Source organism: Providencia sp. UF-224 (assembly GCF_058245955.1).
Window position 1 is genome coordinate 119837 of the sequence record NZ_JBSICC010000007.1, and the last position, 15777, is coordinate 135613.

The following is a 15777-nucleotide window of genomic DNA, read 5'->3' on the forward strand; positions in this document are numbered from 1 at the left end:
TCTAATATGCGTTTATGATCAAAAGTACCAATCCCTAGAAACGCACAAATCAATATCTAGGGATGGTAAACGAGACCAACAACATCACAGACTAAAATGTGACGAAGGTTTAGATGAGGCCTGCGTCTTTCGCTAACTTGTGTAAATTGTTATAGCCTAAAGTCGCATACGTCAGTGGATGCGCAATTGCCGGGTCTTGCTCCGCTTCTACCACTAACCAGCCATTTTCATATTGGCTATTTTTCAATACTTTGAAAACTTCTGGGTAGTTAACACAGCCATCACCCGGTACGGTAAAGACCCCTGCCAGTACCGCATCTAAGAAACTCGTTTTACGGTTTTTCACATCATTGAGCACATCGGCACGTACGTCTTTGCAGTGCACGTGGTTGATGCGTTTTGCCCAACGTTTCGCGACTTCTACAGGGTCTGCCCCTGCAAATGTTAAGTGACCTGTATCAAGCAATAAACCGACTTCATCACCCGTATATTTCATTAGGTTATCCACATCTTCAGCCGATTCAATCACCGTCCCCATATGGTGATGGTAGGCAATTTTAACGCCTTGAGATAACGTATATTTCGCAAACTCTGTCAGTTTTTTACCGTACTCTTCCCATTTGTCCGCTGGGAACAGTGGGCGCATATGCACGGGTTTGTTTTGATCCCCATGAATACAATGGGTAACCTCAGCAAACACCATCACTTTAGCACCAAGGTCACGCAATAACGCTAAGTGCCCTTGCACAGCTTCAATTTCTTCTTCTACACTGCGGGTTAATAGCTCCCCCGAATACCAGCCAGAGACTAATTGTAAGTCGTGCTGTTTTAAAATTGGCCCTAAAACATCGGCTTTACGTGGGAATTTGTTCCCCAATTCAAAGCCTGCGAACCCTGCCTGACGGCCTTCGGTCAAACAAGTTTCCAGTGACGTTTCCGCCCCCAGAGTGGGTAAATCATCATTGGTCCATGTCAAAGGGTTGATACCAAGTTGGATTGCCATGATGAAGCTCCTGTGTAGGTAAGAGGGATATTATTTACGCTGACGCCATAGGGCTATCAGGTTTAAATAGTTTGTTTTAATTTTCTGCACGAGTTCGTCATCATTCAGCTCACCTTTCATCCATTCTAAAGAAGGTTTACCGAACAACGTACGACCCACTGCGAATCCTTTAACGATTGATTTGCCTGCGGCGGCATTAAAGCCTGCTTGCAGTTCGTCTTGCGGCGCGTCTAGCCCTAATAACACGACTCCGCGGCAATACGGGTCTCGCTCTTGAATTAAGGCATCCACCGCATCCCAATTTTCGGCTTGCAACGGTGGCAGCTTCCACCAATCGGGTTTAATGCCTAAGTTATAGAAGCGCTTGATGGCACGTAAATACAGCTCGTCAGTGCGTTCCATATCCGCAGGTAAAATCACTTCAAGCAATAACTCATGGCCGGATTGGCAGCATGCGCTGTACACCTCTTGAACCGTTTTTTCTTGTTCTAAACGCAGCGGATGGTTGTCTTCTGGGTGGAAGAACACCAAACATTTTACGATATGCTCTTTCGGCCAACTGATCAGCTGTGAACCAATGTTGCCGTGTTCTAAGCACAATGGTCTTGATGCAGGTAACTCGATTGGGCGGCCAATCCACCAGCCTCGCCCTGTTACGTCGTTGAGCACATCTTGCCCAAAGGTACTGTCACACAGCAAACCCGCTTTACCTTGTAAATTCGCTTCTTGCGACACTTCAAGACTGGCACGGAAAATCAGTTTTTTCAGATGCGGGATGCAGGAAATGTCGGCTCCAGCAGCGCGTGCCATATCCACAAATTGGATGCGGTGGTCAAATGCCATCACACAAAGTTCATTCCATTGTGTGCTGCGTGTCGTCACACGGTGTAAGTGGTTTAATACTGGGTCAAGGTCTGGGCGCGGCACTGCCGCTGCACGCTCAAGGTAGTTATCCAACTCAACCTTCGTTGGCATTGCTGGCGCACAGCCGTGGCGTGAAACCACCAGCGCACCACACGCATTGGCGTAGGCACAAGCTTTTTCCCAACCATCGCCATTTAGATAGCCCCGCAACAGGCCAGACATAAACGCATCACCCGCGCCTAACACGTTAAGAACATCGACTCTAACACCGTGCACTGTAATGCCTTCGTCTAAAGTCTCTGGGATCGCACCACTAAATACCGAGCAGCCTAATGAACCGCGTTTACACACTAATTCTGCATCCGTTAATTTGCGGATATTTTTCAGTGCTTGGATGGTATCGGTTGTTCCTCCTGCAATGTGAAACTCTTCTTCGGTTCCCACAATCAGGTCAAACATCGATAATACGTCTTGCAGTTGCTGCGTTACACTGTCTGAGGCAATAAAGCGTGTTTCGCCATCACCCAAAGAGGTTAACCCCCATAACACCGGTCGGTAATCGATATCAATCGCGGTTTTCACATTATTGCGTTTCGCATATTCCAGCGCTTTTAATACCGCCGCGCGGGTTTTCGGGTTCGATAAATGCGTACCCGTAATCGCTAAGCAGCGGGAAGAGGCAATATAGTCTTCCGTGAAATCATCCGGAGTAATGGCCATATCAGCACAATTATCACGGTAGAAAATCAACGGAAAAGTATCTTGGTCTTTGATCCCTAAGATCACTAATGCGGTTAATCTGTCTTTGTCCGTGATCAGGTGGCTGGTATCACACCCTACGCGTTGTAACTCCTCGCGTAGAAAGCGCCCCATATGTTCATCCCCCACACGGGCTAACATCGATGATTTCAAACCTTGTATTGCGGTACCGAATGCAACGTTACCTGATGAGCCGCCTAAATATTTGGCAAACGTGCTCATATCTTCTAAACGAGAACCTATCTGTTGTCCGTACAGGTCAACGGCAATACGGCCCATACAGATAACATCTAACTTCTTCTGCTTATCCATTAATTACCCCTTAACTACAACAGAATTAATTGATTTCTTTTACTTTGACCCAGCGCTGCTCTTCATAAGAGCGGGCGATGGCATCTAAAATACGCGATACTTTCCAACCTTCTTCAAAGTCTGGCCACATGCCTTTGCCTGTCGCGACACCATCAATTAAATCGCGTACTTCGACTGTTTTTTGATCGTTAAACCCAATTCCATGACCTGCACCGCCGCAAAATGGCGCATAATCTGGGTGTTCAGGCCCAACTAAAATAGTTTTAAACCCTTGGCGGTTTGATGGCTCATCATGGCGATACAGTTTTAATTCCGCCATTCGCTCTTGGGTAAATGACAACGTGCCTTTGGTGCCCGTGACCACATAGGTCAGCCCCATTTTGCGGCCAGATGCAATGCGAGAAGTTTCGATAACCCCCATCGCACCACCCGCAAAACGCACCATCGCATGAGCTTGGTCTTCATTTTCTACCGCAACCATCACTGACGAACCTGCTTTTTCTGGACGTTCTTTGATGACTATCTCCATATCGCCACACACCGTTTCAATATCGCCCACTAAATATTGCGCCATATTGATGATGTGAGCAGATAGATCCCCCAACGCACCCAACCCTGCCTTTTCTTTAAAGCAGTGCCAATGAATAGGCGCCGTTAGATCAGCCATATAGTCTTCATTATGTGTGCCGTAGAAATGGATCACATTGCCGATTTCGCCATTTTCGATGATCTCTTTTGCTAATTGCGCCGTTGGGTTTTTCATATAGTTAAACCCAACCAAGGTTTTTACGCCGGCTTTTTCAGCCGCGGCAACCATCTCTTTTGCATCGTGGGAATTGAGGGCTAGTGGCTTTTCACAATAAACATGTTTGCCATGTTTAATCGCTTCCATCGCCATTTCTTTGTGTAAAAAGTTAGGAGAACAAATATCCACCACATCAATATTTGGATCCGCTACAAGTTTGCGCCAATCATCCGTTGAACGATTAAACCCCATTTCTTGTGCACGAGTTTGCGCAAGCTCTGGTGTCACTTCCGCAATCATTTCACGAACTAGTTTTCCTTTTAGTGGGAAAACCGTTGATGCTTGTGCATAAGCAATCGCATGTGCGCGCCCAATGTAGCCTGTTCCAATCATACCAATACGGATTTCTTTCATTTGTTCTCTCCCTCGCACATTCTGTATGGCGCAATGGCTGTCCCAATGCTTTATTGAATACTTTTGATTTGATAATACTGTTATACGGAATATTTATTTCATTTTCAATAAAGTTAGAAATATTAATTTCATTATGTGATCTGGCATGGATTTTCCTGTAATTAGCTAATTTATAAAGAATTAAAATTCAAAAATCTCTATTTAACCAAATAAACAGAGAGGGGAAGTCAAATAAAAAGACACTAAATGAAATGAAAAATGAAATAAAAGGAGAAGTGTTTGGTATTGTATGAGTTTGAATTACACTTATAGCTTAATTAAACTTATAGCTTCATTTAACTCTTGAGTATCATTATTTTCTCTTTTACTGTTAGCTATTTTAACTTCAGCTGCAAAGCGACTAGAGGAGATGCTAAACGATGAGTAAAAAATCAATTGCTTGGGAAGATGCTCTCAACGATATTTTATCTGATCCAGAAGTCAACGCCATTTATGAAGCTGAATTACGCGCAGAACGAGTCAGAGAACAATTACTTGCATGGCGCTGCTCTGCGGGGCTAACGAGTTCTCAAATTGCAGCACGATTAGGCATTTCCCCTTCAGCCGTATCGAGAACCGAAAGGCATGCGGAAAAAGCAACAATCGAAACACTCGCTCGCTATGCCGCCGCATGCGGTATAAAAAAACCTAAAATTATGCTGTAAACTCAGAACATTATGCCCACCATGCAAATCAGTACCGCCATGGTGAGCGCATTTATGAGCTAGAACATTAACGATGAAGAATGCTCAAAAATTCCTCTTTGCTTGAGGTCAGTGACAGCGCATTCGCAATAAATTCATCACTAAAAATCAACGCAATTTCTCTGAGCACATCAATATGCTCCCTTGATTTTGCGATAACGCCAATGGCGATGAACATCACATTTGTTCGGTCCCAAATTACCCCATCAGGAAATTGAAAAATCTCCACACCACTGTGCAAAATAATGTCATTCGCCGATTTTGGTAAGTGTGGCAAGGTAATGCCATTGCCTAAAAAGGTCGAAATTTGCTGCTCTCGCTCTGTTAAAAAGTGGACGCAATCCCTATCGACATAGCCTTTTCGTTTAAATTCAGCGCCAACCATTTGCAATACTTCGGCTTTGTTTCTCGCTTGGCAACCTAAATGTAGGCTTTGTGTGGTCAGTTGTTCAATCATATTCCACCCTCTTGTAAATTTATTAGGTGCATTCACAGAGTGAATGCACTGTAATTACATTGATGACAATTCTTCTTCCAGCTGTTCCAGAGATTTGTTTGATGTTTCAGGCAATAATTTCACCACAAACACAATGGCGAGGTAGTTTATTACCGCGAAAATCAAGAATACTGGGCCTAATCCAAGTTCTGCCTGTAACACTGGGAACAGGTAACTGACAATTGCGTTCATGATCCACATAAAGAAAACAGAGATCCCCATAGATAACCCACGAATTTTCAGTGGGAATAGCTCGGCTAATACAACCCAGGTCAGGAAGCCCATTGTTCCTTGCATTACCCCGACAAACACCGCACCCAATAACCAAATTAAGGTCGCTTTCACATCCCCCGTTAAGAAGTAATCCGTTGCAGCAATTAATAAGTGCAATGAGGCCATTAAGGCGAAACCACCCACAATCAGGGTTTTACGTTTGAAACGGTCAACTAAGAAAAGTACCCCGATAACCATACCACCAACAGAGAACACCCCGTTAAGTACGTTGAAAACTAACGATGTTTGCTCAGAAAAACCGGCTGTTTTTAGGATTTCAGTCCCGTAGTACATGATCACGTTCACACCCGTGGTTTGCTGCAATGCTGCCCACACCATACCGATGAGAACTAACTTTAAAATCCACGGAGTATTGAGGATAAGGGCTAAATTTCGTTTGTTTGCATCCGGGTTTTTCTTCGCTTCTGCCGCTTCAACGTCTAACAGCGTCACGATGTCTTCGTACTCTTGTATTGCGCGTTTTTCAGGGCGAATTTGCTTTAAAATCTTTAGCGCTTCTTCGCGGCGATTTTTGCTCATTAACCAACGTGGGCTTTCAGGGGCTTTCCACATACCAAATAATAAGCACAATGCAGGAACAGCTTGAACGAGCAACATATAGCGCCAAACGTCGGGTAAATGCCCCCAAATAGAGCCGATAATGGCATTAATCGCAAATGCGGCTAGCTGCCCAATAACAATGGCAACCTCATTGAGCCCAGTGAGTTTTCCCCGCATCTCTGTCGGGGCAACTTCAGAGATAAAAGTCGGCGCTGTGACAGAAGCGCCACCAACAGCAAAACCAAGGATAAACCTCGCCACTAATAAGACTTCAATATTCGGCGCTGCCGCGGATAAAAATGCCCCGAATAAGAATAAAAAGGAGAGATAAAGTAAGTAAGTTCGTCGACCTACATAGTCAGCAACACGCCCACCACAAACACTACCAAGGGCTGCGCCCACTAACAGAACGCTCATCACTAACCCTTCAGTGGTCGGCGTGAGCCCCATGTTTTCTTTTAGTGATGAAAATGCGCCGTTGATAACACCAGTGTCATACCCGAAAAGTAATCCACCAAAAGTGGCAACCAGTGTAATTTGGTGCAACCTTTTTCGCTGTTGTTCGTTGAGATTCATTATTAATGACATATTATTACCTTATTATTTGTATCATTATGTCAGTCAAAAAATGCCTTTTCAGTATTTAAGCAAATGCCTTATGTAAGGAATTAAATAATGAAAATATTTTTTAACACGCTGAATTGAATCACTATTGAATTAACTTTTAATATGCTTTTAAATTAACCCACGAGAGGAAAATAAAACTAAAATCAATAAATACAATAAGTTAATTAAATAGAGCAAAAATAAGATTGTAAAAGGCCCTCAATCTATATCGGAATATAAAAAGTCTGTAGAGTTTTTTATTAAGTACAAAACTTATTTTTTATATTTAATTGATGTTTGAATATCATTAAATACTTTTAGGTTTTGTCTGCGGACGAAATTATTTTTCGCCCGCAAATTTGTAATCGAATTTAAAACACGTTCAAAGAAACAAATTACAACTTAACTTCTTTACCTGATTTCAGTGACTCAAGTGCTTTATCCGCTAAATACAGCGCTAACTCACCATCTGTTCCTGTCGTTTCTGATTGTGCACGACCCGCTAAAATGTCCACAAAATGCTCCCATTCTGCCTTATAAGCTTCATGGTAGCGTTGCAAGAAGAAATACTCTGGTTTTGCAGATAATGCCCCTGCTTCACTTAACAATGAAACGCTGTTTTCTTTAATGTTTCCAGCGGTTAACAAGCCTTTTTCACCATGTAATTCAATGCGCTGGTCATAACCGTAGCCAGAACGGCGACTATTGGAGATGGTCGCCATCGCACCCGATGGGAATTTCAAAATAATAAATGCCGTATCGATATCGCCCGCTTGACCAATGGCAGGGTCAACCACATTACTGCCTTGTGCGAAAACTGAGCATGGCTCTTCGCCAATCATAAAGCGCGCCATATCAAAATCATGGATAGTCATGTCTCTGAACATGCCGCCCGATACTTTGACATATTCTGCTGGTGGAGGTGAAGGGTCACGCGAAGTAATAATTAAGGATTCCGCTTTACCAATTGCGCCTTGTTGGAATAAATTTTTCAGGTGGCGAAACTGTGGGTCGTAACGGCGGTTAAAACCAATAAACAATGGTACATTATGTTCTTTAACGCTTTTGATACACTGCTTAACACGCTCTAGGTCAAGGTGAACTGGCTTTTCACAGAAAATCACTTTTTTATGTTTAGCAGCAAGCTCGATTAAATCAGCGTGGGTATCTGTCGCAGAAGCAATCAAAACACCGTGAACATTCGGGTCTTGCATCGCTTCTTCTGTCGTTTGCACTTTTGCTTGGTATTTTTCAGCCAAGGCAACCGCGTTGGGTTGATAAGGGTCGATAACAGAATAAAGTGCGGTTTCTTTATGGCCGGCAATATTAACAGCATGAACCTGTCCGATACGTCCTGCGCCGAATAGTGCTATATTGAACATTCAAATGCTCCTTGATACTTTAAATCCACTATTTGGATAATATGAAATATACCAAACAAAACGTTCATTTCAATTTATAATTTTTTGGAAATTATGTTTTTGGGCTCTAGGTAACAAATGTTACATTAAAGTGGTTTTTTAGTGTTATTTAGATCACAAAACAATAATGCAACCTATCAGTATTTGACAATAAAGTCTGCGTTCCATATCCCTTTTTTAATTCATCATCCCTTTTCCCGACTCAATAAAGTGATATTTCGAAACATACGTTTCTATTTTTTAATTTTTAAACTATTAAAACCATAAAAAAACCCAGCAAAAGCTGGGCATAAATAGATAAAGCTAACGCAAATGTTAACCACGTAGAATATAAAATGAAACGCAATCCTTGCTAAATTTCCAATAACGACCCTACCTGACGATGTTGATGCCCCTTATAGGCATAGCACCCAAGAGTGCTTCTCGGCGGTTAACTACCGCCGATGACCATTCAATGAGCAACTAAGCATTCATTAATAAAGACGAACGTTGTTCTCAACCATCTGTTTAATACTTTCTGCCGCAGCAACAATTTCTGGTTTCTCAGATACTTGAGCCGTACCTGTTCGCCACCAAGCCTCATAGCCATTTGTCATTGTTTTTGGCAGTACTTTAATATCAATCAATACACAACCTGGATGATCTTTAGCGCTCTCTAGGGCATCTAAAAGCTGGGCTTCATCGTGTACGCGATAACTTTTGCAGCCATAACTTTCTGCGTTTTTCGCAAAGTCCACTTTCACTAATGGCCCATCCATTAAACCCGTTTGTGGGTTTCGATGGCGATTCTCTGTGCCAAAACTCCCCATACCTTGGCTCATCTGTAAGTTATTGATGCAACCAAACCCTGCGTTATCAAACAATAAAATCGTGATTTTAATGTTCTCTTGGATAGCCGTTTGTAACTCGCTATGTAGCATCAGATAAGAACCATCGCCAACCATCGCATACACAGGTTGCTTAGGTGCCGCTATCTTGGCACCGACTGCCGCCGCAATTTCATACCCCATACAAGAATAACCGTATTCCAAATGGTAGGTATCACGCTGTTTGGGTAACCAAATACGCTGCAAGTCACCGGGTAATGAACCCGCTGCGCCCACAATGATGGCGTTATCTTCCATATGTTGCTGCATCAACCCCAGCACACGGGTTTGCGTCAACTCACTTCCTAGCGCCTTACGGTATTCCTCGAGCTTATCATCAAGGTGCCCTGCAATTTCAGGAACAAAATCTAATGGCTGGTACTGAATACTAAACAAGCGGTCGAGTTCCTCTTTCCACTGCGCTTTCGCTTGTTTTATTTCATTACCCCACTGACCTTGATAACCTGTACCTTTCAGTTTGGCATCAAGTGCTTGCAGCCCTTCTTTTGCATCTGCCACCACTTTTAATGCATCCAATTTGCTTGCATCAAACTCGGCGACATTGATGTTTAAAAATTTAACCTGAGGATGACTAAACAACGACTTCGACGCCGTTGTAAAATCAGTAAAACGGGTGCCGACACCAATAACAAGATCAGCCTCTTTCGCCAGTAAATTCGCGGCTAATCCCCCAGTCGTGCCAATCCCCCCCATATTCAGTGGGTGGCTCGCAACAATGGCGCTTTTCCCTGCTTGGGTTTCCCCAAACGGAATGTGGTAATCTTCAGCGAACTGCACAAATGCATCATGCGCTTCAGAGTAACGCACCCCGCCACCACAGACTAACAGTGGTTTTTTCTTACTTTGAATCAGGGCAACAGCCTCTTCGATACTCACCGTTGTTGCAGGGCGACGTTCGATGCGGTGAACACGTTTTTCAAAGAAATAATCAGGGTAATCCCACGCTTCACCTTGCACATCTTGCGGTAAACAAATGGTTACAGCCCCGGTATCCGCAGGGTCAGTTAATACCCGCATGGCATTAACCATTGCCGCCATCAATTGTTCAGGACGCGAAATTCGATCCCAATAGCGGGAAACAGGACGGAAGCAATCATTGGTACTGATTGTGCCATCACCATATTGTTCGACTTGCTGTAAAACAGGGTCAGGTTGGCGAGTAGCAAATGTGTCACCCGGTAATAATAACAATGGGATACGATTCGCCGTGGCAGTCGCGGCAGCGGTGATCATATTCGCCGCACCGGGGCCGACTGAAGAGGTAACAGCAAAAATTTGTTTACGTTTCTTTTGCTTAGCAAATCCCGTCGCAATATGCGCCATACCTTGCTCATTACACCCTTGATAGACACGCAGGTGGCCAGGTGCTTCTTCAAGCGCCTGCCCTAAACCTACAACGTTACCATGGCCAAAAATCGTAAATACTCCCTGAATAAACGGATACTGCTCACCATCGACATCAACATATTGTTGGTTAAGAAACTTTACCAATGCTTGAGCTGTAGTCATTTTCTGCTTATTCATTTGGGTCTCCATTTATTCCATGGTTGGCATTGTGAAACTACTTTCATGATGCTCTAAGCGCACACTAGCAGGCCAACGGCTTGTCACCGTTTTCATGCGAGTATAGAAGCGAACACCATCATTTCCATGCACATTTAAGGGTCCAAAAATAGAACGTTTCCATCCACCAAAGCTGTGGAATGCCATCGGAACAGGAATTGGAATATTGATACCCACCATTCCCGCTTGAACATTCTCTTGGAATTCACGAGCTGTTTCACCATCACGGGTAAATATTGCGGTTCCATTACCATATTCGTGCTGGTTAATCAGTTTCAAACCTGTTTCAAAATCTGGAACACGGACGACAGCAAGCACCGGTCCAAAAATTTCTTCTTTATAAATGTCCATTTCAGGCGTGACATTATCAAACAATGTTGGCCCAACGAAATAGCCATTTTCAAAACCTGTCACTTTAAAATCACGACCATCAACTAGCAGGGTTGCACCTTGTTTTTCGCCGCTAGTTATATAATCACAAATTTTAGCTTTATGCTGTGCAGAGATAACTGGCCCCATGTCATTTTCTTTGCCTTCAGTGATACCTGGGCCAACCGTCATTTTGGCAATTTGCCCTTTCAGATTAGCAATCAACGCATCTGCGGTTTCATCACCAACCGCTAATACCACTGACAACGCCATACAGCGTTCACCCGCAGCACCAAACGCTGCGCCCATAATCGCATTTGCGGCCTGCCCCATATCTGCATCAGGCATTAAGATACAATGATTTTTTGCACCACCTAACGCTTGGCAACGCTTACCATGAGCAGATGCAGTTGCGTAAATATATTCTGCAATAGGTGTTGAACCGACAAAACTGACCGCTTGGACTTCCGGCGCTGTTAATAAGACATCAACAGACTCTTTATCCCCTTGTACAACGTTAAAAACGCCATCAGGTAAGCCCGCTTCTTTAAGCAGTTTAGCCAATGCCAGTGCTAAAGAAGGGTCTTTTTCAGACGGTTTTAAAACAAAGGTATTCCCCGTTGCAATCGCTACTGGGAACATCCACATGGGTACCATTGCTGGAAAGTTAAACGGCGTAATCCCTGCACACACCCCTAAAGGTTGCATTAATGAATGGCTATCTACGCCCGTTGCGACATTGGCTGAGTGCTCACCTTTTTGCAGATGTGGAATACCACAAGCAAATTCAACAACTTCCAATCCACGGGTCAATTCACCCACTGCATCGGAGAAAACTTTACCGTGTTCTTTTGAAATTAAACGCGCTAAATCATCCATATTGTCTTCGAGTAATGCTTTAAATTTAAACAGGATGCGTGAACGTTTTAACGGTGATAATTTTGCCCATTTTGGGAATGCTTTGTGCGCAACTTCTATGGCTTTTTTCGTTTCATCGGCACTGCTAAGTCCAACTTGTGCAATTTGCGCCCCTGTTGCAGGGTTAAATACTGGCGCAAATCGCCCGCTTTGACTGGATACGATTTCACCACCAATGAAATTATGAATCTGTTCCATGCTGCCTCTCTTTAGCTGATAGAGTTACCTTGTGTTACTTAATGTATATGAAATATTCATTTCATTTTCAATCAAATTTGAAACAACATTCAATATATGTGATCCAGCCAAAGTTTTTATGAAATTTTTTATTCACTTTAGAGACGCTCGTTTCAAAAACCGCTTTAATCATTAATTGCCCCAAGAACAATCAAACTTATGGGGTTAAATGGGGCTGTTCTCCTGTATTCAATAAAAGAAATACGTGAGATAACCCATTCAATTTGTTGAGTGAAATACCCAGTAATTACAATAAATGAGAAGAAAAGACAGGATCGTATGAACTGATTGTTTCAAAAAGATTCGACTAACGGCACAAAACAACTACAATTAGAGCCAAATCATGGAGGTTATATGTCAAGTGCAGCAAATTTAAATGAGTTTCAAGAGCAAGTTCGTGCTCGGTACGATGAGTTAAGTAAACGTCTACAACAAGTCGCAAGATACGTACTCGATAATACGAATAGTGTCGCCTTTGATACGGTTGCGGTTATCGCTAAAGAGGCCAATGTGCCTCCATCTACCTTGATCCGCTTCGCCAATGCATTCGATTTCAGTGGCTTCAATGAAATGAAACAACTGTTTCGCATGAATTTGGTCGAGGAAACCGCAAGCTATACAGATAGAGCAAGGCTCTTTCGTGAGATGGATAGCGAGCAGGAATTAAGTGATGATCCAGCACAAATTTTAAAAGAATTTGCCCATTCAAACGCACAAGCGTTGCAGCAAATGGCAGCAAGAACCCCTGCTGAAGATATGGAAAAAGCCGTTTCATTATTAGCCGATGCCCAGAATGTCTATATTATAGGGCTGCGTCGTTCTTTTAGCGTGGCAACTTACTTAAGTTATGCTCTCAGCCATTTAGAATGTCGCCCGGTGTTAATTGATGGTCTTGGTGGAATGTTTAAAGAGCAGATCAGCCGGATTAGCGAAAATGACGTCGTTATATCGATCAGTTTCACACCTTATGCCTCAGAAACAGTGATGGTAAGTGAAAAAGCGGCTCAGGCAGGAGCAAAGCAAATTGTGATTACCGATAGCCAAATTAGCCCACTCGCCAGCTTTAGTGATGTCTGCTTTGTAATTAAAGAAGCCCAAGTTGATGCGTTTCGTTCTCAGTCAGCCACATTATGTTTAGCACAGTCATTAACCGTTGCATTAGCCTACCGCCAAGGTAATAAACTCATTTAGCTAATAATTGCTCTTAACTCACGCCTCCATGGGTTAAGAGCATTCTATTTGCCGATTGTGAATCAAAATTTCTTAACCCACCGCGCATTTTTCGACTCGACAACTTAAATGTGATTTTTCGACATTATTTTCTGTAAATTGTGAGTTACATCAGAAAATACAAATTCCATTATAACATTCAAATGAAATTATTATTCCGCCCTGTTATGTTGAGATTATGTAAATTTCCGACTCAAAACCGAAAATAAGGAAAAAGCATGATAAACACTCACTTCCTTTATTTGCTTGGCCACCTTCGTTTACTCGAAGAACAGCACTCAGTGATGTCTTTGGACCGCACTGGAATTGGTTTAATCGGGACGCATAACCAAAATTTGCCTTATATTCAATCGATAAAGTTAAGCTCACACCACTGCGAGTTAAAAGCGGTTTGCGATATTGAACCGCCATTACCGTCAATGAGCTATTACATGTGTCAAAAGCGCAGAATCGAAGAGTTGATGAATAATGATGATATTAATTCCATCATCATGACATCAGTATGCAGCGATGAATTACTAAAATTCACGATAGAGCGAGCTATTGATGCAGGAAAAGATCTCTTACTCAATAATATTCCTAACTACAGTGAGTTAGAACTCAGTGATTTACTTAAACGCGCCAAACGTAATGGCGTGTGCATTAATTACAACCCTGTACTTTCATTTGAAGATGCGTTCACTCAATTAAAAACGGCTTTAACAATCAGTAGTGGTTCCGAAACTGGCTTGCTAAGGCTTTCGGCACACCGAGTGATTGAGCCTGAAAATAGGCTACCTTTTAATACGTTACGTAGCGTATTAACGCAAAAAGTTGCATTACTTTTATCATTATTACCAGACTTCTCGCTAAGCGAGGCTTCCGTTCAATACTCCCACCCGTTCGCAAAAATGGAAAATGGTGACGTCATTATCATCAACCTTCGCCATAAAAGCGGACTACTCGTTTCATTTGAGCTGTTTTTTAATACCGGAAACATCGCTGATAAAATTTCACTTAAACAGTGTAATCACAGTTACGAAGCTGAGAGTAAACTGACTATTAGCCAAGAAAATCAAAACATTAACGAGGAAACCTCCATCGTTAAGCAACTTGACCAATTTATTCTAAAACTCCGTAATGAAGAAAAATCATTTCAAATAAATCACTGGTTACAAGCAAATAAACTCACTGATGAAATAATAAACCTGCTGACTAACAATGATTTTATTTAGCATAAATCTATTTGTAAATACTTAATGATGTAAAGGCTATTTGCTTTCATATTTCATAACTCATTGAATTTATATAATGTATTTTAAAATAATACATTTTATAAAAATGAGTACCATGACATACATTATAAATAAATCTAATTAATTAGCTTTCCAATAACGATTAATAAGATAATAAACTAATGTAACGTACTACGAGCACCACTATTTGTGTTGACTACGCCATATAAAAAGCTGGCTGGTTCTAAGTTAAATAAATATGCAAATTGAAATAATGAATCAACATCAATACAACTATCACCTGTCTCAAAACGATTCATTTCATCTTCAGACACACCAATTAATGTTGCAGTTTGCTTAATTGTCATTTTATGACTCTCACGTTGCATTTTAATTTTCAAGCCTAACATTTTTGCGATATTATCTTTGCTCATAACTTTCCCGATAGATTTAATAACATTACTATTAATGGATGCGTAAATTATCATTACCATTAAATATATAAATTGATTTATGATAATAAAATTTCAGTTAAACACGTCAAAATAAGACTATTAACTTATAAAAAAATAAAAAATCAAAGCCCATCCAATTGAAATAAAACAATTTTTAAATTTACATTGTTACATTTTAAACTTGAACAACATCACAATTCAATAGCAAAAAAACACATAATGAACATTCTTTTTCAGAATAATCCAATAATGTCATTCTGTTTTTGAAATTGATTTTTAATTAATTTAAAATTCTAGCTTATTTTTTTCATCTTATAAAATCAATCTGAGCTATTTATTGTTATTTCCTTACATTTATCGTGTCAATTTATTGTCAATTGTATCATTTAGTTTCCACCTTCAGAAATTAATCAATAAAAACAAGCTAAAACTTACCTTAACCTACTAATCATAAAAAACCAGTGCATCGATAAAAAATCATCTAAATAATCCAAATGTTTTTCTCTTTAAATAAACATAATAACATTTACCACACTATATCTTTTTTAAATAATCATTAAATCACCATCTAATATTGATGATTTATGAATTACAGCACTCTTTCTTATTTTACATATTAATTTAATATTAATATTTATTTAATAAAAAAATTAAACGTTATAGTAATATTAGGCGAACATCGAAATTAACACCGAACATGCGTAATG

At 41.3% G+C, this 15777-nt stretch carries 12 protein-coding genes; 3 read left to right on the forward strand and 9 right to left on the reverse strand.

Annotated features, from left to right (window positions below):
- Positions 1 to 109 precede the first annotated feature (109 nt).
- The 3 genes from iolE to AC4IFO_RS09245 are packed head-to-tail and all read right to left on the reverse strand — an operon-like array spanning position 110 to position 4097.
- Positions 110 to 1003 carry a myo-inosose-2 dehydratase gene (gene iolE, locus AC4IFO_RS09235; RefSeq protein WP_219246425.1) on the reverse strand — a complete coding sequence of 298 codons (894 nt, stop codon included), beginning with the start codon at positions 1001 to 1003 and terminating at the stop codon, positions 110 to 112.
- 30 nt (positions 1004 to 1033) lie between these two features.
- A complete protein-coding gene (locus AC4IFO_RS09240) occupies positions 1034 to 2938 on the reverse strand; it encodes a bifunctional 5-dehydro-2-deoxygluconokinase/5-dehydro-2-deoxyphosphogluconate aldolase (RefSeq protein WP_490733704.1) in 1905 nt (634 codons plus the stop codon).
- Between the two features lie 25 nt (positions 2939 to 2963).
- A complete protein-coding gene (locus tag AC4IFO_RS09245) occupies positions 2964 to 4097 on the reverse strand; it encodes a Gfo/Idh/MocA family protein (protein ID WP_490733706.1) in 1134 nt (377 codons plus the stop codon).
- Positions 4098 to 4516: 419 nt separating this feature from the next.
- Here AC4IFO_RS09245 and AC4IFO_RS09250 point away from each other — a divergent pair, with 419 nt between their 5' ends.
- Entirely contained in the window at positions 4517 to 4801 is a 285-nt protein-coding gene (locus tag AC4IFO_RS09250; protein ID WP_490733708.1) for a helix-turn-helix domain-containing protein, read from the forward strand.
- 67 nt (positions 4802 to 4868) lie between these two features.
- Here the strand turns inward: AC4IFO_RS09250 and AC4IFO_RS09255 are convergent, their stop codons facing one another.
- From AC4IFO_RS09255 to AC4IFO_RS09275, 5 genes are all read right to left on the reverse strand, one after another.
- Positions 4869 to 5297 (reverse strand): PTS mannitol transporter subunit IIA, encoded by a 429-nt coding sequence (locus AC4IFO_RS09255; protein WP_206082750.1) that lies wholly within the window; start codon positions 5295 to 5297, stop codon positions 4869 to 4871.
- 54 nt (positions 5298 to 5351) lie between these two features.
- Entirely contained in the window at positions 5352 to 6758 is a 1407-nt protein-coding gene (locus tag AC4IFO_RS09260) for a sugar porter family MFS transporter (RefSeq protein ID WP_219246419.1), read from the reverse strand.
- Positions 6759 to 7171: 413 nt separating this feature from the next.
- A complete protein-coding gene (gene iolG, locus AC4IFO_RS09265) occupies positions 7172 to 8158 on the reverse strand; it encodes an inositol 2-dehydrogenase (protein WP_206082752.1) in 987 nt (328 codons plus the stop codon).
- A gap of 512 nt (positions 8159 to 8670) precedes the next feature.
- Entirely contained in the window at positions 8671 to 10608 is a 1938-nt protein-coding gene (iolD, locus tag AC4IFO_RS09270) for a 3D-(3,5/4)-trihydroxycyclohexane-1,2-dione acylhydrolase (decyclizing) (protein WP_490733711.1), read from the reverse strand.
- Positions 10609 to 10620: 12 nt separating this feature from the next.
- Positions 10621 to 12132 carry a CoA-acylating methylmalonate-semialdehyde dehydrogenase gene (locus AC4IFO_RS09275; protein ID WP_490733713.1) on the reverse strand — a complete coding sequence of 504 codons (1512 nt, stop codon included), beginning with the start codon at positions 12130 to 12132 and terminating at the stop codon, positions 10621 to 10623.
- Positions 12133 to 12525: 393 nt separating this feature from the next.
- Between AC4IFO_RS09275 and AC4IFO_RS09280 the strand changes: the two genes are divergently transcribed.
- Both AC4IFO_RS09280 and AC4IFO_RS09285 read left to right on the forward strand, forming a co-directional pair.
- On the forward strand, positions 12526 to 13362 hold the full coding sequence (locus AC4IFO_RS09280) for a MurR/RpiR family transcriptional regulator (RefSeq protein WP_490733715.1): 837 nt from the start codon (positions 12526 to 12528) through the stop codon (positions 13360 to 13362).
- Positions 13363 to 13619: 257 nt separating this feature from the next.
- The gene (locus AC4IFO_RS09285) at positions 13620 to 14615 is read left to right on the forward strand and encodes a hypothetical protein (RefSeq protein WP_490733717.1); all 996 of its coding nucleotides are present in this window, start codon (positions 13620 to 13622) and stop codon (positions 14613 to 14615) included.
- Between the two features lie 179 nt (positions 14616 to 14794).
- Here AC4IFO_RS09285 and AC4IFO_RS09290 read toward each other — a convergent pair whose 3' ends face one another.
- Positions 14795 to 15049: a helix-turn-helix domain-containing protein gene (locus AC4IFO_RS09290; protein WP_490733719.1), complete on the reverse strand. Its 255-nt coding sequence runs from the start codon at positions 15047 to 15049 to the stop codon at positions 14795 to 14797.
- Between the last annotated feature and the right edge of the window lie 728 nt (positions 15050 to 15777).